The sequence below is a fragment of the Actinoplanes sp. NPDC026670 genome (assembly GCF_040638175.1).
In the GTDB taxonomy this organism is placed as follows: domain Bacteria; phylum Actinomycetota; class Actinomycetes; order Mycobacteriales; family Micromonosporaceae; genus Actinoplanes.
Map to the genome: position 1 here is coordinate 43,167 of NZ_JBEZXU010000027.1, position 26,155 is coordinate 69,321.

The window sequence follows — 26,155 nt, forward strand, 5'->3', positions numbered from 1 at the left end:
ACGACCCGTGCGCGGAAGGGCCGTCATGTTTGGGTACGCGCGTCACGCCGAGTTGGCTCAACGCAATCGAAAAAATCCCAGAGGTTAGGTTCTCCGCATGAGTTCCGCACAACCGGTCACCGTGGTCGGCATCGGCGCCGGCGGCTGGCCGGGCCTCGCCGGTACGGCACAGGACGCGCTGGCCGCCGCCGAGGTGGTGTTCGGCAGCTCCCGGCAGCTCGATCTGCTGCCGTCCACGGTCGGGGCGCGCCGTGTCCCGTGGCCGTCTCCGCTGGTCCCCGCCCTGCCCGGCCTGTTCGAGGCGGAGCGCGGCCGCCGGGTGTGCGTGCTGGCCAGCGGCGATCCGATGTTCCACGGGATCGGCGCCACGCTGGCCCGGGTGCTGGGCCCGTCGGCGATCACCGTGGTGCCGCATCCGTCGTCGGTGTCGCTGGCCGCCGCCCGCCTGGGCTGGGATCTCTCGGCCACCGACGTGGTGAGCCTGGTCACGGCCCCGGTCGAGACCCTGAACCGGGTGATCAATCCCGGCCGCCGGATTCTGGTGCTGTCGGCCGGGGCGCACACCCCGGCGGCGGTGGCGGCTCTGCTCGCCGCCCGGGGCCACGGGTCAGCGGTCCTGACCGTTCTGGAGCAGCTCGGCGGCCCGGGTGAACGGATGGTCGTCGGCACGGCCGGGTCGTGGTCACTTGCGGACGGCGACCCGCTCAACATCGTCGCGATCGAGTGCGGCGAAGGGCCCGGGTCGCCCGTCACCTCCGGCATTCCGGACAGCTGCTTCAAAACCGACGGGCAACTGACCAAACGGGAGGTACGGGCGGTCACCCTGGCCATGCTCGCCCCCGCCCCCGGCGAGCTGCTGTGGGACGTCGGAGCCGGATCCGGCAGCATCGGCATCGAGTGGATGCGCGCCCACCCGTCCACCCGGGCGATCGCGATCGAGTCGTCGGCCGATCGGGTCGAAACGATCACCGCCAACGCGGCCGCCCTCGGTGTTCCCGGCCTGCGTGTGGTGCACGGCCGGGCGCCGGACGCCCTCGACGGCCTGCCCCGGCCGGACACGATCTTCATTGGAGGCGGATTGACCCGCGACGGCGTCCTGGACCGCTGTCTCACCGCGCTGCGCCCCGGCGGGCGGCTCGTGGCGAACGCGGTCACGGTCGAATCGGAGGCGGTCGTCGCGGCCGCCTACGCGAAACTCGGCGGCGAACTGACCCGGATCACCGTGCAACGCGGCTCCCCGGTCGGCGGATTCACCGGGTGGCGCTCGTTCATGCCGGTCACGATCTGGGCGGTAAAACCGTGACGGTCCACTTCATCGGCGCCGGACCGGGCGCCGCCGACCTGATCACGCTGCGCGGGCACCGGCTGATCGCGGCCGCGCCGGTCTGCCTCTACGCCGGCAGCCTCGTCCCGGCCGAACTGCTGGACGCCTGCCCACCAGGCGCCCGCAAGATCGACACGGCGAACCTCACGCTCGACGAGATCATCGCCGAGATGGTCGCCGCCCACCGGGCCGGTGCGGACGTGGCCCGGCTGCACTCCGGCGACCCGTCGGTGTTCAGCGCCGTCGCCGAGCAGATGCGGCGGCTCGACGCGGCCGGGGTCCCCTACGACGTGACACCGGGGGTGCCCGCGTTCGCCGCGGCGGCGGCCTCGCTCGCCCGCGAGCTCACCGTTCCCGAAGTGGCGCAGACCGTCATCCTCACCCGCACCGCGGAACGGGCCACCGCCATGCCGGCCGGCGAGGACCTCGCCACCCTCGGCGCCAGCCGGGCCACCATGGTGCTGCACCTCGCCGTCCAGCGGATCGACGCGGTCGTCGCCGAACTCACCGGCAACTACGGCGCCGACTGCCCGGTCGCGGTGGTGGCGCGGGCCTCCCGGCCCGACGAGGTCATCCTGCGCGGCACGCTCTCCGACATCACCGACAAGGTCAAAGCCGCGGGTGTACGCCGTACCGCGGTGATCGTGGTCGGCGCGGCCCTGACGGCCGGCCAGTTCCCGGACAGTCACCTGTACTCGTCCGGCCGCTGCCGCCCGTGAGGGTGCTGCTGCTCGGCGGGACCACCGAGGCTCGGCGGCTGGCCGGGACGGTCGCCGGTGAGTTCGAGGTCGTCACGTCTCTGGCCGGGCGGACCACGGATCCGCTGCGGCCGGCCGGCGACCTGCGGATCGGCGGGTTCGGCGGGGTGGACGGGCTGGCCCGGTATCTGCGGGACGAGACGATCGACGCCGTCGTCGACGCCACCCATCCGTTCGCGGCGGCGATCAGTGGGAACGCGGCCGCGGCGTGCGGGGCTTCCGGCGTACCGCTGCTGATCCTGAAACGGCCCGGCTGGACGGCCGGACCGGGCGACGAGTGGCATCGTGTCGCGTCGCTGCCGGAGGCAGCCGGAATGCTGCCGGCGCTCGGCCGCCGGGTGTTCCTGACCACCGGGCGGCAGGGGCTCGCGCATTTCGCCGGGCTCGACGGCTGCTGGTTCCTGGCCCGCTCGGTGGAGCCACCCGCCGGAACCGTGCCGGTTCACCTGGAGGTGCTGCTCGATCGGGGGCCGTTCACCGTCCGGGCCGAACGCGAGCTGATCCTCGGGCACCGGATCGACGTGCTCGTCACCAAGGACAGCGGTGGCGCCGACGCCAAACTCGTCGCAGCGCGTGAGCTGGGCGTTCCGGTCCTCATGGTGAACCGGCCGCCGGCGCCCGACGTCCCCGCGGTGTCCACAGCGGACGCCGCCGCGTCGTGGTTGCGAACCCTGAGCCGCTGAAATACGACAGTTCGGGTGCTGCGTGACGAGCGTCGCAGTGCGACGCTCGACTCATGTCGGTACGCGCCCTGTCCACCGAACTAGCCGCGGTGCGCGCGATGGTCGCCGACGGGCTGGCCGAGATCGGCGACGCGGGTGACGCCGGCCAGGTCTGGCTCCGTTCGGCGACGGCCCGCCTGACCGCCTTCGACGGTGTGCTCACCGAGGCCGCCGGGGTGCTGGCCGCTCCGGCCCGGGTGCTCGTCCTGAGTGTCGTGACGTTTCTGCTGGTGGCGGGGTCGGCGGCGATCGCCGGGACGCTGGGGCTCGGCGCGGGTGGAGTCCTCGCCGGGTCCGGGGCCACGCTGCTGATCGCGGCCGCGGCCGCTCCCTGGGCCGGCCGGCACGTCCACTTCCTGATCGGCCGCCGGCGTCTGACGCACGCCGCGCCGGCTCGTCCCCTGGCTGCGCCGGGTCTTGGCCCGGCTGCGCCGGGTCTTGGCCCGGCTGGGCCGGGTCTTGGCGCGGCTGGGCCGCCTTCGCGGGGGCGGGGTGCGGCCGGGCTGGCCGGGGTGCCGGATCGGCTTTTGCGGGCCCGGGTGCGGCTCGTCTCGGCGGCGCTGCGGGAGGCCGGTGTGGGCAACTGGAGCGCGCCGGAGCTACGCCGGGCCATCCGCACCGATCCGGTGGTCCGCCGTCTCGCCCATGCCGACCAGTTGCTGTGCCAGGCCGTCGACTGTGTCGAACGGCACCTCGGCGACCTCCGGAAGGACCCCCTGTGACGCGTTCGCTGGTGCGCGAGGACCCGTTCTCCGGTGAGGCCCGGCCCCGGCCCACGGCGATCGCCCGTGACCTGGACGCGCTGATCACCGACGCGCAGAGCCGGGACTGGTCCGCGGACCGGCCGGACCGGGTGGTCTTCGCACGCCTGGGCCAGGCCCGCCGCCGGGTCCGGGCCGCAACCGGCCGGCACGGCCACCATCCGAACCACCTCACGGACCCGGCCGGCGTCCTGCTCGGCATCACGACCGGCCTGCTGACCGCTGCGACGCTGCTGGTCACCGGCCTCCCGGCAGTCCTCCTGACCGCCGTCGGCGTCCCGGCGGTTGCCCCGCTGTCCCTGGCGCTGACCGCGGTCGTCGCGCTGTGGGTGGCGCTGCCGGCCGTCGCCGGATTGCGGCGCCTGCGCCGTCGCTGGGACCGGACGAAGCCCGACAGCCCGGCGCCGATCGACGACAACTACCGATATGTCGCTTTCCGCCGTCGGATCGAGGCGTGTGCCGCCACGGCCCGCGATCACCGTTCCCACCGCCGCCGGGCCGCCGCAGTCGACCTGGAATACGCCCTCGACTGGCTGGCCGCCGCCCAGAGCGAACTCCCCCGCCACTGACCCGGCCGAACCTCGGAGACCTGGCCGGCCGAGCGCGGCCGCCGAGTGGAACCGCAGCCGGACCGCCCACGATCATCGGCCCGGCTGCGGAGTCTCCACGCCACGGGAACCACGAGTCGCATGGTAGGAAACCGGGGCCATCCCCAGGGGTGACAACGCCCCGGCTCCATTTGGCACAGTGGACAGATGCTGACCGACGTGGACCTGCCCGCCCCCGGGCTGCTCTGGACCCGCTGGGCCACGTTGAGCGCCACCCATGTCGCGATCGGCCGCACCGGTGTCTGGTCGATCGACGAGCGCGGGGCCGGCCGGGACCTGCCGGACGGGAGCTGGGCCAGGTTCGCGCTGCTCGACGGGCGTCGCGCGGTTCTCTACGGGGATCATCACGAGCACAGCGCCGCCGGGCGTGACGATCCACCGGCCGATCCGCTCACCGGCGCCCCCGACTGGCTCCCATGGGCGACGCTGGCCCCGCTGGCCGAGCGGGACCGGCTCGGTTTCGTCATCTGGCACGAGAGCGGCCGCTGGTCCCGGGTCCGCTATCGGGACGGCTGGTCGGACGGCATGACCGACCTGGCCGGGCCGGCCCTGACCGGGGAGGGCACGCTGATCGCGCTGAGCCGGTTCGGTCCCCGGCCGGCGGCCGAGCGGCTGCTCGCGGCCGCGGTGCGGTCCGAGGTGTCACCCGCGCACTTCTCCGACCTCCTGATCGATCCGGCGCCGGATCTGGCCGCCGCGATGGCCACCGCGGCCCGGGGCGGTCTGGTGCCGGGCAGTGCCGCGCCCCGGATCCAGCCGGGCCGGCGGCCGCCGATGCGCCGGGTCCGCCGGCTCAGTCAGGGCGAGCACGACCGGCTGGTGTGGGCGGCCATGCAGGATTCGCCGGAGTTGTCCCGGCCCGCGCCGCCGGTCACCGCCGAGCTGGACACGCTTGTCGGCTGGCTCCAGGACCGGGCGCCGCATTCCGACGGGCGGTGCTCGCTGCTGGCGTACTCGGACGCCACCAGTTTCAGCTCGCAGCCCGGCGACCGTCCGCCCGCCGATCGGCCGGAGGAGGAGCGTTACACCGCCTTCCGGCGGCTCACCGAGCTGGTCCGGGCGCTGCGGCGGGCCGAGTCCGATCCGCGGTATGGCCGCTGGCTGTTCCTGCGGGTGGAGACGAGCGCCGCCGGTGTCCGGGTGGAGCGGCGGTACGACTCGTGGCCGCCCTGGTGGCACGACGACGGGGTGTCCGGCCCGTGGCGGACCAACCTCCAGGAGGAGATGGACGCCCGCCTGCCCCGATATCGCCCGTCCTGGGTGGGGCTGCTCGACCCGGAGACCGCCTACCGTCCACTGTGATGCGGTCAGCGGGCCTTTCCGGCGCGCAGCAGGTCGAGCGACTTGGCCAGCCGCCGGGCGCGTGTCTCGGCTGTCTTCGCCGAGGTCAGCTGCTCGGCATGCCACCGCTGGTTGCTGAACGAGATGGATTCCCAGAAGGCTCTGGTCTCCGGTTCGGCGGCCAGGGCCGCCACAAGATCCTCAGGCACCTCGACGGTACGGGGAGCGTCATCCAACTCGATCACGAGGTTGTAGACCTGTCCCCCGTCGAGCCCACCGGCGGCCCGCCGTTCGGCGCTGACTCCGAGCCAGTACTCCCCACCCATCCGGGCGATGGACGACCGGAACTCGAACTCACCGGCCCGCACGACCACCTTGGGCCGCCCGCCACCGCCGAGCCCGGCCACGAACTCGTCCGGAATCCGAAACCCGGTGGTGTTCCCCCCGGTCCGTTCCAACTCACCCCGGTACTCCATGCCCGGAACGATAACCAACCAGGGGGAACGAGTCAGGCCGTCACGATCGAAAGCCCGTAGTGGATTCGGAAGTAGTCGAAATCCTTGACGTTGAGGGTGGCGAGCGGAAGATCGTGCGTCAGACAGCACGCCGCGACCCACATGTCATTCTTCGGCTTCCCGCGACCGCGGCGCATGGCATCCGCGGCTAGCTCGCCGCAGAGTTGTGCCACCTATGTCTCCCCGGGGAGCATCGCGAAGCCGGACATCCATTGGGCAAGAGCAGCCCGGTTCGATGCGCCCCAGTCACGGACACGCGGCCAGGTCGTGAGCTCTGCCCAGTTGATGAATGTCAGAACCTGCGTGCTGCCCGCGAGCTTGGGAGCAAGCGTCGCGGGCACACGGCCTTTGAAGATCGATGAAGCAACATCGGTGTCGAGCACAATGCGAGACATCTGGATTTTCAGCCGACCTGCCGTTGCCGCTCGGCCCGATACCACTTCAAGAACTCTTCGTACTCCTCGTCCGACTCGAACACGTCGGGGGCGGTTGCCACCGCCTCCTCGTAGGTCATCGGCGGCTTCTTCATCCGCCGGATGATCTCCTCGATCGGGGTGAACCCGGCATATGGAGCGGGCGACGCCGGATCGGGATTGCTTGCACTCATGGGAACCTCCCGCAGGAGCTCGCTAGTCATGCGAACATGTTATGGGGCCTACTAGGCCGTAGACAAGCCCCCTTCACAACTAGGCCTGCGTCAAGGAGGCCCCTCGAACTACCCCTCGGCACCCTCGAAGCGATCCCTCTCCAAGAACGTGAGCTGCGCTTTCTTGTGACCGAGGTCGATCTCCGCCCCCAGCGTGAACCCCTCCCGCTGAAGCCGGGAAATCATCCGATCGTTGCGGATGTCCGGTTCGGCGACGATCCGCCGGCGGCCGGGTTCGGCGAACAGGTGCCGCAGCAGAGCCGGAAAGACCGCGCTGGTCAGATGCGGAAGCTCCCGGCCGGACGCGTCGAGCAACAGGTGCAACCCGAAGTCGCCGGGCCGCACGTCGTAACACTCCCCGACCGGGTCCTGCGACGGCTCGTAGGTCTGGAACACCCCGATCGGCTCGCCGTCGAGCAGCAGCAGGTAGGCGTGGTGGCTGTCCAGCCCGTCGACGAACCGGTAGATCTCCTCGACGTCGGCGACCGAGTGCTCCGCCATCCCCCAGAACCGGTTGCGCTCCTTGATCACCCACGAGTGCACGACGGGCGCGTGCGTGGCCGGGGCGAGCCGGATCATGGTCAGTTCCCCGAGCCCGGGGAGCTTCTCCGCGAAGACGGTCACGGGTTCCTCCGTCAGTAGTTCCCAGTCGGTGACGAGCGGGACGAGCTCACCGGACGCCCAGAGCGGCAGCTGGTCGAGGAAGTGCGGTGACGACGGGTCGTCCGAGGCCCCGAACGGGACCACCCACCGGCTGCGGCTGCGGTCGGTGAGGTCCCACACGTACCGGGCGACCGGCCCGCGCCAGCACAGGTCGCTGACCCCGGGCACGCTGGACGTGTTGAGCACGCATCCGGCCGAACCGCCGAGCTCGATCTGCGGCACGACGGCGTCGAGGCCGGGCAGTCGAAGCGGATACAGCAGGTGCCGCGCACCCCAGGGCACATCCGAGGCCGGGCCGGTCGAGGCAGGCCCCGGCGGGGAGGAGGGGGAAGAAGCAGGGGCCGGAGAAGGGACGAGGGCGGCCGGATCGAGGCCGAGCCCGGCGAGCACCCCGTCGAGGGCGATGCCGATCCGGGCCCGCGGGTCGGTCCAGGGGGCGAACAGCGGGTCGTACCCGGACGGCTCGAAGAGCGGCTGCAACTCGGGCCGGTCGCAGACGGCGCGGGCGAGGGCCGCCTGCCGGGCCATCCGTCGCCCGGCGTCGGCCGAATCGGCCGGCAGCGAGGTGTCCATGTGGATCTTCTCGGGCGGCACCCCGAGGTCGAGCAGCTCACGGATCCGGCGGGCGCGGGCCGGAGGCGCGAAGTCCACCCCGTGGGGCGCGGTGTCCGGCCGCCTGTCGTTGGCGTTGACCGCCGTGGTGACCTCGGAGCTGAACATCGGCGCCCACTCCGGCTGCCACGCGTGGCGGGCCTCCCAGGCGGGCACCGGCACGAGCCGGTTGCGGTCGTCGCGCTGCGGCACCCGGCCGACGGTCAGTTGCCGGGCCCGGCCGGTGGAGTCGGCGGTGAGGACGCTGTTGACCGGTTCGACCCAGCGGGACAGGGCGTCGGCGACATCGTCCACGGTGGACGCGTGCAACAGCGGCAACAGGGCGTCGAAACCCAGATCGAATTCGGACCTCGCGGGGGTACGAAGACTCAGGTTCCCATCGATGACGGGTCCACGGGCCGTCTCGATGATGTCGACCACGACCGGGTCCTCGTCGCGTACGAGAATCGTCTCCTGATGGGTGACCACCGGCTCCCAGCCGGTCGCGCCGCGGGCCTGGAGCCGGCCGTCGACCTCGCGCAGCTCTTCGAGGTAGAGGTCCTGGTAGTCGGCCATCGCGTTGGTGATGGCCCAGGCCACCGACCCGGCGTGCCCGAAGTGCTGCACGCCGGGGACGCCCGGGAAGGTGAGCCCGGCCACGTCGAAGGCCGGGCAGGCGAGGCGGATCTGCTGGTAGATGCCGGGGAGTTCGAGGAGCCGGTGCGGGTCGCCGGCGATCTGGCCGGGAACGGTCCAGGCGTTGCTGCCGGAGCCGCCCGGACCCTCGTTCGCGAACCAGGACAGCGCGGCCGGCCCGAGGGTCCGCTCGACGTGCGCTCGCCACAGCTTGTTGCCGAACGTGCCGAACAGAATGTGCTGCACCTGAAAGACGCCGAGCGACGACCAGGGGTGCCACTCGATGCCACCGGCGCGAACACCCTCGGCATACGCCTCCAGCCACCGCTGAGTTGAATTGTCCAGATTGGCGAACGACCGCCGGGCGGTGTCGTCGAGCCGGACCCGGCGGGCGAACCGGTCCCAGCCCAGCTCGGCGGCCCCGGCGACGGAGGCGAGGCGCCCCTCCGACCGGAGTCGCTCCACCTGGAGCTGCCGGCCCCGATCAGTAGCGGTCACCCGCCCCTGGAGCCGGGCGAGGTCGAGGACCGAGCCGGCTCGCAGGTGCGGGATGCCGTGGGCGTCGCGGTGGATCCTCATGCGGAGATCGGGTTCGCCAGCTCGCCCGCGAAGATCAGCGAGCCGGCCTGGTCGGTGAGGTCCACCATCTGCAGCGTGTTGCGCAGCTGGAGCCGGTTCAGGCAGGAGTGCGCGAAGGTCGGCCGCAGCAGGTCGAGCCGCCCGGCCAGGTGCGGGTGGTCCTCGGCGTGCTCGCGGACGCAGTCGCCTACGAGCGCCCAGAACTCGCCGGCGCCGAGGACCCCGTCGGAGTCGAGGATCCCGGCGAGATGCCGCAGGAAGCCGTCGAACACGTCGGTGAAGATCGCCAGTTCCTTGATCTCGTCGGTGACGTCGATCCGGATCCGCTCGACCTCGGCCGGCAGCGGCTGGTCGTTCATGACCGCCACCTCCTCGCCGATGTCCTTCATGAACACCCGGGTCGGCACGTGGTCCGCCAGCACGAGGATCAGGTTCTCGCCGTGCGGCATGAACGCCAGATCGTGCTGGAGCAGGCAGTGCACGATCGGCCGCAGGTAGGCGCGCAGGTAGCTCGCCACCCACTCGGCGGGCGTCCGGCCGGATGCCCGGATCAGGGCGGCGACCAGCGAGTTCCCGTCGCGGTCGCGGTGCAGGAGGCTGGCCATCGTGGCCAGCCGCTCGTCCGGCGAGATGCGCGGGACAGGGCTTTCGCGCCAGAGGGCGGCGAGCATCTTGGTGTACGCGCTGGGCGTCCCGGTCCGGTGGTAGGCGTCCCCGGTGTACCCGATCGACGCGAGTTCCCGGAGCACCTGGAACCGGCAGGCCCGCAGTTCCTCGTCACCCGCCACGACCGACGCGACCCACTCGTTGATCGGCGGCGTGGCCTGCATGTACTTCGGCGACAGCCCGCGCAGGAAGCCCATGTTCTGGACGGCGATCGCGGTCTTCACGTAGTGGCGTTCCGGCCGGTCGCTGTTGAAGAACGTCCGGATCGACTGCTGTGCCCGATAACGATCAGTGCCGGCGTCGAGCGGGACGATCGCCCGGCGGGCCACGTCGGGCGCGAACGTGACGGTGACCTTGTGCTCCCACTGCCACGGGTGCACGGGCAGGTAGCGGTAGTCGGCCGGGTCCAGTCCCTGCCCCCGGAGCTGCTGCTCGAAGCGTCCCAGTAGCTCGCCGAGCTCGGCCCGGTAATGCGCGGGCTCGTCTCCCCCGTACACGAAGACGCTCTCGCTCTTGAGAATCGCCACCCACCGCAACCGGACCGCCTGCCCGGCTTCCGGCGCATAGGCCTGGTGGTCGGTGAGACCGTAACCGATCCGCCCGTTGTTGGCGACGAATCCGGGGTGACCCTCGGTCATCGCGGCCTCGATCGTCTGGAAGCTCGCGTGCACGAGGTCCTCGGCGGTCTCCCGGCGGTGCGCGTACTTCCAGGCGGTCCCGGCCAGCGTCGCCGAGATCTCCTCCAGGTAGGTGCCGAGCAGCTTCTCCGGGATGCCGAGCGTCTCGCGCAGGCCGGCGATGAAGTCGAGCGCGTCGAGCGGCCCGTCCAGCGACTCCGGGTCGATCACCCAGTGTTCGAGCGGGTAGCGCTTGGCGTTGAAGGTGTTCGCGCCGAACTCGAAACGGCCGTCGCCGATCTCGGCCGGCGCGATCAGGCGCTCGTGGCTGAACTCGGCGATCGCCTTCGCGATCAGCCGGCGGTGGGCGAACTCCATCGCCTCCGGCCGCAGGTGCGGGACGCTCATCGCGTACGCCGCGCGGGTGCAGAAGCTGAGCCGGCCGGTCTTGCCGTGCAGTGGCACGTCACGTTCCGCGACGAAACCGACCTCGGCGTTCTTGCGCTGGATGGCGTCGTTGCCGACGTCCGGCTCGACGACGACACGCTCGACGCGGGAGTCGGCGAAGCAGAAGTCCATCACGGCCCGCATCACCGCGGAGGTGACCCCGGAGCGTTTCCGGGTCGGCGGCGCGACCAGCAGATGCATGCCGATGTCACCGGGCCGCACGTCGTAGTGCGGGGCGAGCTCGCTGTGCGCCGGCTCGTAGGTCTCGGCGAGGAACAGCGGCTTGTCGTCGTCGTCCAGGCCGAGCCACACGTCGTAGTGCGGGTTGTCGAGAAAGCCCTGGTACTCCTTGCGGACCCGGTCGACGTCGGCCCCCTGGAGCCCCCAGTAGCGCGCCCGCGGATGGGTCACCCAGGTGTGCAGAAGATCAAGATCACGATCAAGGTCGAGCGGTACGAGTCTCACCTGTTCACCAACTGTCGGGGGATGTCGGCCTTGGGCGCGCCGAACTGCTGGAACGTGATCGACTCCTCGATCGGGTAGATCTCCCGGCCGGTGATGGCCTTGAGGATCACGCTGTTGCGGTACGGGCCCATGCCCAGGTCGGGGTCGGTGACGCTGTGCGTGTGCTCGGCGGCGTTCTGCACGAAGATCTCGTCGCCGGCGACGTCCACGGCGTAGTCGACAGCCACGTCGAACCGGCCACGGGCGTCCCAGTTGATCCGGTCCCGGACCGGGTCCAGGAAGGACGGCACCCGCGGGGCGTAACCGGTGGCCAGGACGAGCCCTTGGGTGCTCGCGGTGAACGAGCGGCCCTCCTCCTGGTGTTCCAGCGCGAGGGTCCAGCGTTCGCCGTCCCAGATCACGCCCTCCAGCGCGGTGCCGGTGAGCAGCGTGGTCGGCACCGGGCCGGTCAGGCTCTTCGCGTACAGCGTCTCGTAGATCGCGTCGACCAGGTCGCCGCTGATGCCCTTGTAGAGGTTGCGCTGCTCACGGCCGAGCCGGTCACGCACGTCCATCGGCAGCGCCCGGTGGTAGCGGATGTAGTCCGGGGAGGTCATCTCCAGGGTCAGCTTCGTGTACTCCATCGGGAAGTACCGCGGCGACCTGGTGATCCAGCTCAGGTGGTAGCCGTACGTCTCGATGTCGTCGAGCAGGTCGAGGTAGATCTCGGCCGCGCTCTGCCCGCTGCCGATGATCGTGATCGAGTCGAGGCCCTGGAGCTGCGCCTTGCTGGGCAGGTAGTCGGCGCTGTGCACGTACGGCCCCTGGTCGACGACGGCCGGGACACGCGGCGCGGTGCCGATGCCGAGGACCAGCTTGCGGGCCCGGACGGTCTCGCCGTTCGTGTGCACGAGGTACGCCCCGCCGTCGTGGGTGACCGTCTCGACCCGGGTGTTCCACCTGATCGAGGTCAGCTGGCGGGCCGCCCACTTGCAGTACTCGTTGTACTCGGCACGCAGCGGGAAGAAGCTCTCCCGGATGTAGAACGGGTAGAGCCGCCCCACCTGCTTGAGGTAGTTGAGGAACGAGAACCGGCTGGCCGGGTCGGCCATGGTGACCAGGTCGGCGAGGAACGGCACCTGGATCGTGACGCCGTCCAGCATCAGGCCCGGGTGCCAGTCGAACTCGGCCCGCTGCTCCAGGAAGACGCCGTCCACGTCGGACAGGTCCTCGGTCAGCGCGGCCAGCCCCAGGTTGAACGGGCCGACCCCGATCGCCGCGAAATCGTAGGTGCGCATCAGGCCATCACCGCCGTGGCCTCGTCGCGTTCGCCGGTCATCTCCCGGCCGATCCCGCGGATCAGATCCAGCACGTCGCGCAGGTTGCCCGTCGTCGTGTTCGGGTTGAGCAGGGTGAACTTGAGCCAGTAGTGGCCGCCGACGGTGGTGCCGGCGACGATCGCCCGGCCGCCGTGGAACAGCCGCTGCCGCAGCCTCGGCATCAGCTCGTCGCACTCGGCGATCTCCATGCCGGCCGGGCGGTAGCGGAACAGCACCGTGCTGAGCGTCGGCGCGGCCAGCGCCTCGAAGTCCGGGTCGTCGCTGATCAGCAGGTGGGCGTCGGACGCCCGGTCGACGACGGCGTCGAACATGTCGCCGATCTGCTCGGCGCCCATGGTCCGCAGGGTCATCCACAGCTTCAGCGCGTCGAACCGGCGGGTGGTCTGGAGGCTCTTGTTCACCTGGTTCGGCACGGCGGCGGCCCGCGGGTTCAGGTAGTCGGCGTGCACCGCGATCCGGCGCATGGTCTCGCCCCGGCGTACCACGATGGCGCTGGAGCTGACCGGCTGGAAGTAGCTCTTGTGGAAGTCGACGGTGACCGAGTCGGCGCGCTCGATGCCGTCCAGCAGGTGCCGGCGGCGGGTGGAGACGAGCAGGCCACAGCCGTACGCGGCGTCGACGTGGAACCAGATGCCCTGGCTCTCGCAGATCGCGGCGATGTCGGCGACCGGGTCGATGCGGCCCAGGTCGGTGGTGCCGGCGGTGGCGACCACGGCCATCGGGATGCCGCCGTCCCGGCGCACGTCCTCGATCGCGGCGGCCAGCGCGGCGGTGTCCATCCTCCCGGCGCCGTCGGTGGCGACGCCGACCACCGCGCCGGCGGCCATGCCGAGGATCCCGGCCGACTTGCTGACACTGAAGTGGCTCTCGGTGGTCGCGAAGATCCGCAGCCGCGGGATCGCGCTCCGGCCCTCCAGAGCGGAGAGCGTCTCCTCCCGGGCCAGCAGCAGAGCCTGCAGGTTGGACTGGGTGCCGCCGCTGGTGAAGATGCCGTCGGCGCCCGGCCCGAAGCCGATCCGGCCGGCCGTCCAGTCGACCAGGCGGCGTTCGATGAGGGTGCCCGCGGTGCTCTGGTCCCAGGTGTCGACCGACGAGTTGACCGCCGAGATCAGCACCTCGGCGGTGAGCGCGGGGATGGCGACCGGGCAGTTCAGGTGAGCGACGTAGGTGGGCTCGTGGAACCAGACGGCGTTGTCCAGGTAGAGCTGGGCCACCTCGTGCAGTGCCGCGCCGGTGTCACCGAGCGGACGGTCCAGATCGACGGCGTCGACCTGGACCTGCAACTCGCCGACGGCTGCGCCGGAGTACGGCTGCCGCACCGCCTTCATCCGGTCGGCGAGCAGCGCCGATGCGTGCCACACGCCGGACGTGTAGCTGTCCAGCGTGGACCCGGACAGCAGGTGCGGGGAATCGGACCGCTCCAACGGAGGCCTCCAAATAAGGTAAACCTTACCTAACTAAGGGGAGGCTAACTTGCCGGTAGCACGAGCGAAACCTGGGTTGGAAGCTACGTGACAAGTGCCACATGACGGACGAAGCCCACCCTAATCAGGATGGGCTTCGTCGATGAAGAAGATCAGAAGGCGGTCAGTGTGATCCCGGCCGCACGCGGGTCTCCGTCGTGCACCAGGGACTCCTGGTTCTGCACGTCGTCGAAGGCGAAGGCGTACGCCTTGCCGTCGGCCATGTTGGCGTGGATCGCCTTCGCGTACGGGTTGGCCGGGCCACCGGTGTAGAAGTCGGCCGCGGTCCCGCCCGGCTGGGTGTCGATCCGGCCCAGCGTGGTCCGCCACAGCGCGGCACACAGCGTCCGGGCGATCGGCCCGACCACCTGGTCGTTCGGCGCGCCGAGAGCACCGTCACAGCCCCACACGTTCGCGGTCGACGGTTTCGTGAACGACGCCACCGTCCGGCCACTGGTGTCGGTGAAGTTCATGACGTTCCCGGAGGTCCGCCCGGTGTACTTCACCTCCGGACGGTCACCGAACGGCACGACGGTCAAATTCTTCGAGGTGTACGCGTTCCAGGCGCTCGTGATGAACGAGTCCAGGTAGGTGGCGCTCATCAGCCCGGCGTCGGCCGCCTTGCCCGGGGCGAGGACCCGCAGCACCGTGCCGTCGGACCGGGTGACCACGCTCTTCGCGAAGTCGGGGTTCGCCTTCACCGCGTCGATGACCTTCTGCCGGCCGTTCGCCACCAGGTCACCGGTCCTGGTGGTGACGCCGCTGCCGCCTAGCACCGAGACACCGTGCGGGACCGCGAACATGTCCACTTGCGAGCTGTTCAGGAACAGGCCGGAACCGTTCAGAGTGAACTCGCTCCAGTCGAAGAGGATGTCCCGGTTCGGGTCGCCGCCCGCCCACGGCGCCGGCTGGACCAGGCCGTCGGTGGTGAGCCGGAAGTCCAGCCTCTTGCCGAACGAGAAGTAGATGCGGCCGGAGATGTTCTTCAGCACCTTGATCGTGGTGCTCTGCCCGTTCGCCGGGCCCGGGATCGAGACATCCGGCGCCGGCACCGGCACCGGCCCGCCGCCGGTCCACGGGGTGAACACGCCGTTCGCGTTCACCGAGCCGAGCTTGCCGGTCTCCAGGTTGACGCCCAGCACGTAGAGGAAGACCTGCTCGTTGCGTCCGGTGCTGTTGGTGACAGTGACCGGCAGCGTGCTTCCGGCCGGCGGAACCGTCGGCGCCTTCGTGGTCGGCGCGGTCGTCGGCACCGTCGTCGCGGGGGTGGTGGCCGGCGGGGTGGTCGGCGCCGTCGTCGTCGGGACCACCGTCGGCACGGTCGTCGCCGGGGTCGTCGGCACGGTCGCTCCGCTGCCGCACGGTGCGCCGTTCAGCTTGCAGTTGACCGGCTGCCCACCGGCGCCGACGAATCCGAAAGTGACACTCGCGCCCACCGGGACCGAACCGTTCCAGGCACGGTTGGTGAATGTGCGGTGACTGCCGGAAGCCGTCATGTCGGCCTCCCAGAAACTGCCGACCGAACCGCCGGCGGGCAGATCGAATTCGACTTTCCAGGACGTCAGCGCGGACGTTCCGCCGTTGGTGATGGTGACCTCGTCCTGCCAGCCGGTGCCCCAGTCGGACACGGTACGCAGCGAGGCGGTGGCCGAGGCGGCCGAGGCGGGCAGGGCGATCCAGGCAGTGGTGAGCGCGGCGACCGTCGCCACAGCGGCGAGAATCAGGCTCCGTTTACGGCGCATGGGGGTGCGACCTCTCCGAGAGTGGGCGGTCCGGGACGGCCGCCATTGTCACTCTTGAGAAACCGCTCTCACAGAGCCTTTAAAGCTCCTTTAAGGTCTATTTTCCAGGACTTTCTCGATAACAGAAATCCCGGCTGGTTCGCACCGCTGTCCGGACGCCTCCGAGACAGCGGTGAGAACCAGCCGCGCGGGTCAGCGGGTGAAGCGGATCGCGGTCCAGGAGACGCGGGGCAGAGTGATCGTGGCGGTGGCGCCGTCGAGGGTGACCGCATCCGGGAGCGGGCGCAGGGTGACCCGCTCCGGGGCCTCCTTCGAGTTGTAGGCGTAGACGTCGTCGTCGGTCAGGGTCCACGACTCCGCCACCGCGAGGTCCGCGCCGAAGGCGGACAGGTCGACGGCGAGCTCGACCGGGTTCGAGACGTCGCGGTTCACCGCGAAGACCGTCACGTCACCGGTGGCCGGGTCGTGCGTGGCGACCGCGTCGACCAGCGGGGCCGCGCCGTACTTGGCGGTGTCGTAGGACGGGGCGTCGAGGTGCAGGCGCAGCACGTCGCCCTTGGCCAGCGCCGCGGTCTTGGCGAACGGGTGGAAGATGGTCTGCCGCCAGGCCGGCCCGCCGGGCTCGGTCATGATCGGGGCGATCACGTTGACCAGCTGCGCCTGGCAGGCGGCGGTCACCCGGTCGCTGTGCCGCAGCAGCGAGATCAGCAGGTTGCCGACCACCACCGCGTCGGCCACGTTGTAGCGGTCCTCGATGACCGGCGGGGCGACCTTCCACTCCTCGGGCAGCGGGGCGTTCTGGAAGCGGGACAGGTACCAGACGTTCCACTCGTCGAACGACAGGTTGATCTTCTTGGTGCTCTTCAGCCGGGCGCCGACCGCGTCGGCCGTGGCCACGATGCTGTTGACGAAGAAGTCCATGTCGACCGCGGACGCCAGGAACGAGCCGAGGTCGCCGTCGTGCTCCTCGTAGTAGGCGTGGCAGGAGACGTAGTCGACCACGTCGTACGCGTGCTCCAGCACCGTCGACTCCCAGGTGCCGAAGGTCGGCATCGAGGAGGACGAGCTGCCGCAGGCGACCAGTTCGAGGTCGGGTTCGGCCGAGCGGAGCGCCCGTGCCGTGCTGGCCGCGAGTAGCCCGTACTCCTCGGGGGTCTTGTGTCCGGTCTGCCAGGGGCCGTCGAGTTCGTTGCCGAGGCACCAGACCTTGATGCCGTAGGGTTTCTCCGCGCCGTTGGCGCGCCGCTGCTCGGAGAGCGCGGTCCCCTCCGGATGGTTGACGTATTCGTGGACGTCGAGCGCCTCCTGCACGCCGCGGGTGCCGAGGTTGACCGCGTACATGATCTCTACGTCGGCCTTCTCGGCCCATTTGACGAACTCGTCGATGCCGACCTCGTTGGTCTCGATGCTGCGCCAGGCCAGGTCACGCCGCCGGGGGCGCTGCTCGCGCGGGCCGACCCCGTCCTCCCAGCGGTAGCCGGAGACGAAGTTGCCACCGGGGTAGCGGACCATGGTGACGCCCAGCTCGCGGGCGAGCGCCAGCACGTCGGTACGGAACCCGTCCTCGTCGGCGAGGGGGTGGCCCGGCTCGTAGATGCCGGTGTAGACGCAGCGGCCCATGTGCTCGACGAACGAGCCGAAGGTGCGGCGGCTGACGGGCGCCACGACGGCAGCCGGATTCAAAACGACACGCGCACGGAGCATGGTTGTTCCCTTTACACAGAAAGAAGAGGAGATGCGCGGTTACTTGACGGAGCCGAGAGTCAGGCCGCCACGCCAGTACCGCTGCAACATCAGGAAGGCCACGATCAGGGGGACGATCGCGATCAGGGCGCCGGTCACGATCACGTTGAACGTGGCGCCCCCGCTGTTGCCCATGATCGCGGACATGTACCAGGCCCGCAGTCCGACCGTGAGCGGGTAGAGCTGGTCGTCGCTCAGCATCACCAGGGGCAGGAAGAAGTTGTTCCAGGACGCGACCATGCTGAACAGCAGGACGGTGACCAGGGCCGGTTTCATGGCGGGCAGGGCCACGCTGGTGAACACCCGCACCTCGCCGGCGCCGTCGATCCGGGCCGCCTCGAGCATCTCCTCCGGGACCGAGTCGGCCACGTAGACCCGCAGCAGGTAGACACCGAACGGGTTGAGCAGGGACGGCAGGATCACCGCCCAGATCGTGTCGACCAGATCCGCCTGCGACATCAGCAGGTAGGTCGGCAGCACCAGCGCGGTCGCCGGCACCATGATCAGCCCGAGGAGCAGCGCGAACAGGGCGTTGCGGCCCGGGAAGCGCAGCTTCGCGAAGGCGTAACCGGCCAGCGCCGAGATGACCGTCGATCCGATGCCGCTGACCACCGCGTAGAACGCCGAGTTGCGCAGCCAGGTGACATAGACCCCGTTGTCCTGCTGGAACAGCACCCGCAGGTTGTCGATCAGGTGGAAGTCGGAGAACCAGAGCGAGGCCGACTGGAAGAGCCCCTCGTTGTTCTTGGTCGCCGCCACCAGCAGCCACCAGAACGGCAGCAGGAAGTAGATCGCCATCAGGCCCATGACGACGTGCGCGGCGACGCTGCCTTTCTTGATGTTCATTGCAGCGCGCTCCGTTTCCGGGTGGCGAAGAGGAAGATGTACGACCCGACGAAGACCACCGCGCCGAGCAGGAACGAGATCGCGGCCGAGTAGTTGTACTGCTGGAACGAGAACGCCTGCTGGTACGCGTAGATGTTGGGCGTGTAGTGCCTGGTGATCGCGCCCGGGTTGAGGGGCTGCAGGATCAGCGGCTCGGTGAAGAACTGCAGCGTGCCCATGATGGTGAAGAGGGTCGCCAGGACCAGCGCGGAACTGATCATCGGAGTCTTGATCCGCAGGGCGATCTGCACCTCGCTGGCGCCGTCGATGCGAGCCGACTCGTAGGTCTCCCGGGGCAGGCCCTGCAGCGCCGCGTACAGGACGATCATGTTGTAGCCGGCCCACTGCCAGGTGACGATGTTGCCCAGCGACGCCAGCACCGTGCCGGTGGAGGTGAAGTCGATGCCGGTCCAGGCGAACGGGCCGACGCTGTCGCTGTACAGGAAGCCCCACATCAGCGTGCCGATGACCACCGGCACGGCGTAGGGGACGAACGCCGCCAGCCGGAAGAACCGGGAGAACCGCGAGGTCACGGCGTCGATCAGCAGGGCCGCGACGAGAGCGAGGACGATCATCACCGGGGTCTGGAGCAGCCCGAAGACCAGGACCCGGACCACGCCCTCGCGGACCAGCGGGTCGTCGATCGCCTGCTTGTAGTTGTCGAACCAGGCGAAGACCTCCCCCTCGATGAGGGTGGAGCGGTACAGGCTGATCTTGAACGCGTACGCCATCGGGAGCAGCAGGAACGCGATCAGCAGCACCGCGAACGGCAGGACGAAGAGCCAGCCGGTGGCCGCTTCCCGCACCCGCGCCGCCCGCCGGGTGCCGGTTCCGGCCGAGGGGCCCGCGGCCGCCGGAGCGGCCGCGGGGGAAGTCTGTACCTCGGTCATTACTGAACCTTGAAACCCTGCTGGGTGGCGTAGGTCTTGATGTTCTCCTGCGCCGTGTCCAGCGCCGCCGTCCACGAGGTCTTCTGCTCGATCGCCTGGCCCAGGGTGGTGGTCAGCTGGTTGAAGTTGTAGCTGTTGAACGGGCTCCAGTCGAGGTCGCCGACCCCGTTGTAGGCCGGCACGAAGACCTCGTTGACCTTCTGGCCACCGAAGAAGTCGTAGGTCTTGCCGGTGAACGTGTCCGCCTCCAGGACCGGGCTGACGGTCGGGAAGAGGAACGCCTTGTCGATGCCGATCTTCCAGGCCTCGGTGTTCTTGGCGCCGAAGATCTCGATGGCGACCTTGGCCGCGATGTCCGGGTACGGCGCCTGGTCGGTCACCGCGAACGACGAGCCGCCCCAGTCGCCCTGGGCGTTGGCGCCGGCGGTCCACTGCGGCAGCGGGGCGACCTTCCACTTGCCGGCCGCGCCGCCCGCGTTGGCCTGGATGTAACCGGGGCCCCAGCCGGCCGCGAGGTAGGTGGCGTACTTCTCCGAGCCGAGCCCGTTGTAGAAGTCCGTGGTGTGGAAGGCTGTGGTGTCGGCGAGGCCGGCGCCCACCATGCCCTCCCAGTACTCGAAGACCTTCTTGGCCTCGGCGCTGTTGACGTTGACGCCGATGCTGGCCGGGTTCGCGATGTCGTAGGTGTACGGCTTGGCACCGGCCTGCCAGAACAGACCGGTCATGAAGCCACCGTCGTTCGCGCCGAAGTCGGTCATGAAGCTCTTGCCACCGGAGGCGGCCTTCAGCTTCTCGGCCTGCGCCTTGTACTCGTCCCAGGTGGTCGGGACGGTCAGGTTGTACTTCTTGAAGATGTCGTCGCGGTACATCATCGCCATCGGGCCGGCGTCGACCGGGATCGCGTAGACCTGGTCACCGGAGCTGACCTGGCTCCAGGCCCAGCCGGCGTAGTCGCCCTTGACGTCGTTCGCGCCGTACTTGCCCAGGTCGACCAGGTGCTTGGTGAGCGCGAAGGTGGGGATCTCCTGGAGCTCCAGCATCACCACGTCGGGCGCGCCCTTGCCGGCCTTCAGCGCGGTCTGCAGCTTGGTGTACTGGTCCTGGCCGGTGCCCGCGTTCGTCCACTCGATCTTGACGTCGGTGTGGGTCGCGTTGAACTGGTCGACGACCGCCTTGAATTCCGGGTACCAGGCCCACACCTTGACGGTGACCGTGCCGGTGGGCTTCTCGGCCGGCTTGTCGTCGTCGCTGCCGCCGCTGCAACCGGTCAGCGCGAGGGCCGTGGCCGCGACCGCCGCCACAACTGATCGCCGACTGACTCTCCGTGCACTAAAGTTGCCGATGTTCACTGGGTCCTCACAGACGAGTAGATGCGTATCCAGTTGATCAGTTCTGAGACCCGTGCAGGGCTCAGAGAGCCGACCTCCGGTGCTGGCACACCGGGGGTCGGCCGTTAGGCCAGACCTCGCACGCCCGAACAGTTCGCACTGCTGGTCGAGCGATGTTGCTACGCTTTTGCAGCGCTGCAAAGCAAAGCATGCACGGCACCCTGAAACACGGCAAGGGGTAACCTGCCGGAAACTTGGGGCGGTCAGAGGGGGCAAGAATGCGTCGAGAAGTCACTCTGCGTGACGTCGCGGAGTTGGCCGGCGTCTCCAGCCGAACCGTCTCCAACGTGGTGAACGGATACGCCAACGTCACGGAGCACACGAGAGAGCGCGTTCAGCGCGCGGTGGAACAACTCGGGTACCGCCCGAACGTGCTCGCCCGGAACCTCGCGCAGGGCCGGTCCGGGCAGATCGCGCTCGTCGTGCCGTACCTGGACACCCCGTACTTCTCCGAGTTGTTGCAGAGCGTGATCCGCGCGGCGCGGGTCCGCGGCTATAACGTTTTGATCGACCAGACCGACGGCGATCCCGAGCACGAGCGCGCGTTCATCGCCCACGGCTCACGCCGGCTGCTCTTCGACGGCGTCATCTTCAGCCCGCTCGGGCTCGACCAGCAGGCCCTGGCCGACCGCGACCCGACGCTGCCGCTGGTGATCCTCGGCGAGCGCTCGAGCGACGGCGGTTTCGACCACATCGGAATAGACGACGTGGCCGCCTCCCGCGAGGCCACCGAGCATCTGCTCGGCCTGGGCCGGCAGCGGATCGCCGCGATCGGCGACCAGCCCTACGCCACGGGTGAGGCGGCGCAACGCCGCACCCAGGGGTTCCGGGAGGCGCACGCGGCCCGCGGCCGCACCCCGCGCGAAGAGATGATCATCAGCACGCCCCGGTTCAACCGGCCGGACGGCGCCCGGGCCATGGCCCACCTGCTGGATCTCCCGGAGCCACCGGACGCCGTCTTCTGCTACTCCGACCTGGTCGCGCTGGGCGCCATCCGGACCATCGTCTCGCGCGGGCTGCGCGTTCCCGAGGACGTCGCGGTGGTCGGCTACGACGACATCGAGGACGGGCGGTTCTCCAACCCGACGATCACCACCATCTCCCCCGACAAGGAGATGATCGCGACAACCGCGGTGGAGAGGTTGCTGCTGCGCATCGGCAGTGCGACTCCTCCGGAGGGTCTTGAGGTACGGGCACCGCACCGCCTGATCGTCCGGGAGAGCACTACTGGAAGAGTTTCGCCGCCGTGATCAGGGTCTGGATGACTCCGTAGCCCAGAAGGACGACCACCAGCCCCCAGGACAGCACCAGTCTCATGCGGCTACCTCCGTCTTCTCGGCCGGTTCGTGGTGGTGCTCGGGCACCGGGCGGATCAGCAGGTTCGCGACGAAGCCGACAGCCAGGACGCCGACCATGGTGAACAGCGCGGGGCGGTAGGCGTCCGCGGTCAGCGTGCCCGGTTTGCCCTGCGCGTCGAGGAACCCGTTGATGATCAGCGGGCCGGCCACCCCGGCCGCCGACCACGCGGTCAGCAGACGGCCGTGGATCGCGCCCACCTGGAAGGTCCCGAACAGGTCCCGCAGGTAGGCCGGCACGGTCGCGAACCCACCGCCGTAGAACGACAGGATCACCCCGGCCAGCAGCACGAACAGCGCGGTCGCGAGGTGACCGGCGACGGCCAGCGCGGTGTAGAGGATCATCCCGCCGCCCAGGTAGACCATGTAGATCGGTTTGCGGCCGATCAGGTCCGAGGTCGACGACCAGGCGAACCGGCCGGCCATGTTGAACAGCGACAGCAGGCCGACGAACCCGGCCGCGGCCGACACGGTGACCGTCGAGACGCCCGAGTCGTCCCGGAAGAAGTCCTGGATCATCGGGCTGGCCTGTTCCAGGATGCCGATGCCGGCCGTCACGTTGCAGAACAGCACGATCCAGAGCAGCCAGAACGAGCGGGTCCGGATCGCGTTCGCGGCGGAGACGTCGGCCGTGGTGACCAGCGGCTTCTCCCGTACCGTGGCCGGGTCCCACCCGTCCGGCCGCCAGCCCTCCCGCGGCACCCGGATGTTGAACACGCCGAACATCATGATCACGAAGTAGACGATGCCGAGGGTCAGGAACAGCGCGGTCAGCGCATCCCCGTCGGCGACCGAGGTGGCCACCGAGGGGTCGTAGTCCTGGTCGTAGAGCGACATCAGCTGCCGGGAGGCCGGGCCGGCGATCATCGCGCCGCCGCCGAACCCCATGATCGCCAGGCCGGTGGCCAGGCCCGGCCGGTCCGGGAACCACTTGATCAGCGTGGACACCGGCGAGATGTAGCCGATGCCCAGGCCGATCCCGCCGAGCACGCCGTACCCGAGGTAGAGCAGCCAGAGCTGGGTGGTCGCGATGCCGAGCGCGCCGACCAGGAAGCCGGTGGCCCAGAACGAGGCGGACACGAACATCGCCTTGCGCGGGCCGCTGCGCTCCACCCAGGTGCCGCCGACCGCGGCCGAGAGACCGAGCATGACGATCGCGATGCTGAACACGATGCCGATCGCGGTCTGACTGGTGTCGAAGTGCTGGACCAGGGAGTTCTTGTAGACACTGGTGGCATAGGCCTGGCCGATGCACAGGTGGACGGCCAGCGCCGCGGGCGGGATGAGCCAGCGACTGTACCCCTCGGGGGCGATGGTGTGTTCGCGGTCGAACACGGACAAGAGGGCCATCGCCGCACGATACCCATCGAGCCGTCTGAATTGAAAGGGTTACTTCGCGTTCAGAGTGAAACCATTCACCTCGCCGACACCCGCCGGATCGACCGGGTAGGAGGCGCCCCGCAGAGTGCGCTCGTCCTGCCAGGCGAGCGAGATCCCCGGCGACGATTTCGTCGCGACCGGCGCCACCTCGTGGTCGGCGAGCCGCCGGCCGGTGGCCACCTCGATCAGGGCGACCCGGCTCTCCAGCAGATGATCGGCGGTCTCCAGGTCGTAGGCGACGGCCAGCACCGCCCGTTCCGGCGTGCTGATCGGGGAGAGCCGCAGGTCGGACACGGCGAGGCATCGTGTTCCGGCGAGGGACAGCTTCGCGATCGCCCGGCCGGTGGTCACGTCGTAGACGAGGGGCACACATTCGTCCTGCATCCGGGTCACCGCCAGCCAGTTGCCCTGCATGTCGGACAGCCGCAGCTCGCCGAACACCTTGCCGAGGCCCAGCCGGATCCCGCTGACGACGAGCTGCTCCTTCCCGGTGGCCAGGTCGTGCATGACCAGCCCGGCCGGCCGCCACAGGTACGCCGAGGTCTCGTGGGCGGCCACCAGGATCACCGGCTCGCCCGTCCGTCGCAGGTCCCGCTGGACCCGGATCCTTCCGTCCGGGCCGGTCACCACCAGGCGGTACTCCAGGCCGGTGACGTTCGGGCCGTCGGGACGGTCGTCGCCCGGTTTCAGGTCGTGCGAGCCGAACGCGACCTGCGAGCCGTCCGGCAGGACCACCAGACGCTCCCAGCCGCGGGAGCCGACCACCTCGTGCGCGACGATCGTCCCGTCCGGCAGCAGTTCGCCGATCCGGCTGTCGCCGCCGAGCTCGACGGTTCCGCCGCCGGGCGCCCGGTAGGCGCCGACCGCGTCGTCCAGGATCAGCGGCTGGGCCGGCCGGGCGACCGCCGGCGTCGTGCTCGGCGACACCGCGGGGGCCGGGGCGCTGGTCGCCGCCGCGGGCAGTGGCGGCGGGGGCTGCCGCCACCGCCCGGCACCCACCACGGCGCCGGCGGCCACCGCCACCACTGCGGCGGCCGACAGGGCTGCCTGACGGTTGCGGCGCCGGCGGGCCCGGCGGTGCACGTCGGCGAGGTCACCCGGGTATCCCCGTGCGGCGGTCGCCGCCACCCGGACCGCCTCGGTCACGTCCTGCGGAATCCGGTCCATGCTGTCCATGGGGTCAGTCCTCGCTGTTCAGCTCGTGCCGGAGGACGGCCAGTCCACGGGCGAGGCGGCTCTTCACCGTGCCCTCGCTGATCCGCAGGGCGGCGGCGGTGTCGGCGGTGGAGAGGTCGAGCAGCACCCGGCAGGTGATCACGGCGCGCTGCGGCTCGGGGAGTCTGGCCAGGGCGTCCCGGGCGACCGTGATCTCCGGCGGCCACAGATGCGGATGGGCCGAGTCGTCGGCCGGCGGCCGTTCCCGGCGCACCTTGCGCCACCAGGAGGTGGACCAGTTGAGAGCGACCCGGAAGACCCAGCCGGCCGGATTGTCCAGGCGGCTGACCGTGGACCAGCGGGCGTAGGCACGGGACATCGCCTCGGCCACGGCGTCGGCGGCCAGGTCGTCCCGGCGCAGGGTGACCGCGAGCGCACGGTAGATCCGGTCGGCGTTCGCCCGGTAGAAGGCCTCGAAGCCGTCCTGTTCCGGGGCCACCGGGTCCGCGCCGATCATCTCCGGGCCGATCATCGCTGTCGAGGACGCCATGACCGGTACACGCCGGTGGCCACCGATCGGTTCCCGGCTATTCGGAGGATTTCTCGTCGGGGGTCTCCAGGCCCGCCTTCTCGTCGCGGTCGGCCCACTCCAGGAGGGTCTCCAGCGAGTACGCCTCGTCGTCGATGGCGGCGTGCAGGTCACCGAGCCGGGCGAAGCGCTCGGGCACCGTACGAATGGTGAAGTCTCCGGGGTTGAGATCTTGAATCTCGTCCCAGGCGACCGGGGTGGAGACGGTGGCCTCGGGAACGCCGCGCACCGAGTAGGCGCTGGCGATGGTGTGGTCGCGGGCGTTCTGGTTGTAGTCGATGAACAGCGCGGACGGGTCGCGGTCGCGGCGCCACCAGGTCGTCGTCACGTCGTCGGGGGCGCGCCGCTCCACCTCGCGGGCGAAGGCGAGCGCGGCCCGGCGCACCTCGGAGAAACCCCACTCCGGCCGGATCCGCACGTAGACGTGCAGGCCCTTGCCGCCGGAGGTCTTCGGGTAGCCGGTGATGCCGAGCTCGCCGAGGACCTCCCGGACGACCGGGACGACCCGCTGGACCGTGCCGAACGGGCAGTCAGGCATCGGGTCCAGGTCGATGCGCCACTCGTCGGGGCGCTCGGTGTCGGCCCGCCGCGAGTTCCACGGATGGAACTCCACGGTGGACATCTGCACCGCCCAGATCACGTCGGCGGGTTTGGTCACGCACAGCTCGTCGGCGTGCCTGTTGTACCGCGGGAACTTCACCCGGACCGTCTCCAGCCAGGGCGGAGCGCCGTTGGGCACCCGTTTCTGGTGCACCTTCGCACCGAGAAGGCCCTCCGGGAAGCGGTGCAGCATGCAGGGTCGCTCACGCAGCGCGCGGACGATCCCGTCGCTCACCGCCAGGTAATACTCGACCAGGTCGAGCTTGGTGGCGCCGAGCTCCGGGAAGTACACCCGGTCCGGGTTGGAGACCCGGACCTCGTAGTCGCCGACTTCGACGATCGTGGCTTTAGCGGCCATGCCTCACAA

The 26,155-nt window shown here is 70.1% G+C and carries 23 protein-coding genes; 7 read left to right on the forward strand and 16 right to left on the reverse strand.

Annotation, left to right across the window (positions count from 1 at the left end; translation table 11 throughout):
* The first annotated feature begins 97 nt into the window (after positions 1-97).
* The 6 genes from cbiE to AB0E94_RS25640 all read left to right on the forward strand — a co-directional run bounded on the left by cbiE (position 98) and on the right by AB0E94_RS25640 (position 5,475).
* A complete protein-coding gene (gene cbiE / locus AB0E94_RS25615; protein ID WP_360330385.1) occupies positions 98-1,303 on the forward strand; it encodes a precorrin-6y C5,15-methyltransferase (decarboxylating) subunit CbiE in 1,206 nt (401 codons plus the stop codon).
* Entirely contained in the window at positions 1,300-2,043 is a 744-nt protein-coding gene (cobM, locus tag AB0E94_RS25620; protein ID WP_360330388.1) for a precorrin-4 C(11)-methyltransferase, read from the forward strand. The genes cbiE and cobM overlap by 4 nt, the downstream gene beginning before the upstream one ends.
* Positions 2,040-2,765, forward strand: coding sequence for a cobalt-precorrin-6A reductase (locus AB0E94_RS25625; RefSeq protein ID WP_360330391.1), 726 nt, complete (start codon positions 2,040-2,042; stop codon positions 2,763-2,765). Before cobM ends, AB0E94_RS25625 begins: the two co-directional genes overlap by 4 nt.
* Before the next feature lie 53 nt (positions 2,766-2,818).
* A complete protein-coding gene (locus tag AB0E94_RS25630; RefSeq protein WP_360330394.1) occupies positions 2,819-3,526 on the forward strand; it encodes a hypothetical protein in 708 nt (235 codons plus the stop codon).
* Positions 3,523-4,134, forward strand: coding sequence for a hypothetical protein (locus AB0E94_RS25635; RefSeq protein ID WP_360330397.1), 612 nt, complete (start codon positions 3,523-3,525; stop codon positions 4,132-4,134). Before AB0E94_RS25630 ends, AB0E94_RS25635 begins: the two co-directional genes overlap by 4 nt.
* Before the next feature lie 186 nt (positions 4,135-4,320).
* Entirely contained in the window at positions 4,321-5,475 is a 1,155-nt protein-coding gene (locus AB0E94_RS25640; protein ID WP_360330400.1) for a hypothetical protein, read from the forward strand.
* A 5-nt stretch (positions 5,476-5,480) separates the two neighbouring features.
* On the opposite strand, the gene AB0E94_RS25645 is transcribed toward AB0E94_RS25640, so the two are convergent.
* From AB0E94_RS25645 to AB0E94_RS25700, 12 genes are all read right to left on the reverse strand, one after another.
* Complete coding sequence (locus AB0E94_RS25645) at positions 5,481-5,930, reverse strand: YdeI/OmpD-associated family protein (RefSeq protein WP_360330402.1); 450 nt, start codon at positions 5,928-5,930, stop codon at positions 5,481-5,483.
* 32 nt (positions 5,931-5,962) lie between these two features.
* Entirely contained in the window at positions 5,963-6,142 is a 180-nt protein-coding gene (locus AB0E94_RS25650) for a hypothetical protein (protein ID WP_360330405.1), read from the reverse strand.
* Between the two features lie 230 nt (positions 6,143-6,372).
* Positions 6,373-6,606: a hypothetical protein gene (locus AB0E94_RS25655; protein WP_360330408.1), complete on the reverse strand. Its 234-nt coding sequence runs from the start codon at positions 6,604-6,606 to the stop codon at positions 6,373-6,375.
* 78 nt (positions 6,607-6,684) lie between these two features.
* Positions 6,685-9,084, reverse strand: coding sequence for a GNAT family N-acetyltransferase (locus tag AB0E94_RS25660; protein ID WP_360330411.1), 2,400 nt, complete (start codon positions 9,082-9,084; stop codon positions 6,685-6,687).
* Positions 9,081-11,279: a GNAT family N-acetyltransferase gene (locus AB0E94_RS25665; RefSeq protein WP_360330414.1), complete on the reverse strand. Its 2,199-nt coding sequence runs from the start codon at positions 11,277-11,279 to the stop codon at positions 9,081-9,083. The genes AB0E94_RS25660 and AB0E94_RS25665 overlap by 4 nt, the downstream gene beginning before the upstream one ends.
* On the reverse strand, positions 11,276-12,556 hold the full coding sequence (locus AB0E94_RS25670) for a SidA/IucD/PvdA family monooxygenase (RefSeq protein WP_360330417.1): 1,281 nt from the start codon (positions 12,554-12,556) through the stop codon (positions 11,276-11,278). The genes AB0E94_RS25665 and AB0E94_RS25670 overlap by 4 nt, the downstream gene beginning before the upstream one ends.
* Positions 12,556-14,022 (reverse strand): aspartate aminotransferase family protein, encoded by a 1,467-nt coding sequence (locus AB0E94_RS25675; protein WP_360330420.1) that lies wholly within the window; start codon positions 14,020-14,022, stop codon positions 12,556-12,558. The genes AB0E94_RS25670 and AB0E94_RS25675 overlap by 1 nt, the downstream gene beginning before the upstream one ends.
* Positions 14,023-14,174: 152 nt before the next feature.
* The gene (locus tag AB0E94_RS25680) at positions 14,175-15,803 is read right to left on the reverse strand and encodes a beta-1,3-glucanase family protein (RefSeq protein WP_360330423.1); all 1,629 of its coding nucleotides are present in this window, start codon (positions 15,801-15,803) and stop codon (positions 14,175-14,177) included.
* A gap of 192 nt (positions 15,804-15,995) precedes the next feature.
* Positions 15,996-17,507 (reverse strand): alpha-N-arabinofuranosidase, encoded by a 1,512-nt coding sequence (locus tag AB0E94_RS25685; protein WP_360330426.1) that lies wholly within the window; start codon positions 17,505-17,507, stop codon positions 15,996-15,998.
* Between the two features lie 39 nt (positions 17,508-17,546).
* A complete protein-coding gene (locus AB0E94_RS25690) occupies positions 17,547-18,392 on the reverse strand; it encodes a carbohydrate ABC transporter permease (RefSeq protein ID WP_360330429.1) in 846 nt (281 codons plus the stop codon).
* Positions 18,389-19,321 (reverse strand): sugar ABC transporter permease, encoded by a 933-nt coding sequence (locus AB0E94_RS25695; RefSeq protein ID WP_360330432.1) that lies wholly within the window; start codon positions 19,319-19,321, stop codon positions 18,389-18,391. Before AB0E94_RS25695 ends, AB0E94_RS25690 begins: the two co-directional genes overlap by 4 nt.
* The gene (locus AB0E94_RS25700) at positions 19,321-20,622 is read right to left on the reverse strand and encodes an extracellular solute-binding protein (protein ID WP_360330435.1); all 1,302 of its coding nucleotides are present in this window, start codon (positions 20,620-20,622) and stop codon (positions 19,321-19,323) included. Before AB0E94_RS25700 ends, AB0E94_RS25695 begins: the two co-directional genes overlap by 1 nt.
* A gap of 305 nt (positions 20,623-20,927) precedes the next feature.
* On the opposite strand from AB0E94_RS25700, the gene AB0E94_RS25705 reads away from it, so the two are divergent.
* Complete coding sequence (locus tag AB0E94_RS25705; protein WP_360330438.1) at positions 20,928-21,959, forward strand: LacI family DNA-binding transcriptional regulator; 1,032 nt, start codon at positions 20,928-20,930, stop codon at positions 21,957-21,959.
* 63 nt (positions 21,960-22,022) lie between these two features.
* On the opposite strand, the gene AB0E94_RS25710 is transcribed toward AB0E94_RS25705, so the two are convergent.
* The 4 genes from AB0E94_RS25710 to ligD are packed head-to-tail and all read right to left on the reverse strand — an operon-like array spanning position 22,023 to position 26,146.
* Complete coding sequence (locus AB0E94_RS25710) at positions 22,023-23,414, reverse strand: OFA family MFS transporter (RefSeq protein ID WP_360330440.1); 1,392 nt, start codon at positions 23,412-23,414, stop codon at positions 22,023-22,025.
* A 39-nt stretch (positions 23,415-23,453) separates the two neighbouring features.
* The gene (locus tag AB0E94_RS25715) at positions 23,454-24,620 is read right to left on the reverse strand and encodes a hypothetical protein (RefSeq protein ID WP_360330443.1); all 1,167 of its coding nucleotides are present in this window, start codon (positions 24,618-24,620) and stop codon (positions 23,454-23,456) included.
* 4 nt (positions 24,621-24,624) lie between these two features.
* A complete protein-coding gene (locus AB0E94_RS25720; protein WP_360330446.1) occupies positions 24,625-25,149 on the reverse strand; it encodes a sigma-70 family RNA polymerase sigma factor in 525 nt (174 codons plus the stop codon).
* A 37-nt stretch (positions 25,150-25,186) separates the two neighbouring features.
* Positions 25,187-26,146, reverse strand: coding sequence for a non-homologous end-joining DNA ligase (gene ligD / locus AB0E94_RS25725; protein WP_360330449.1), 960 nt, complete (start codon positions 26,144-26,146; stop codon positions 25,187-25,189).
* Positions 26,147-26,155 lie beyond the last annotated feature (9 nt).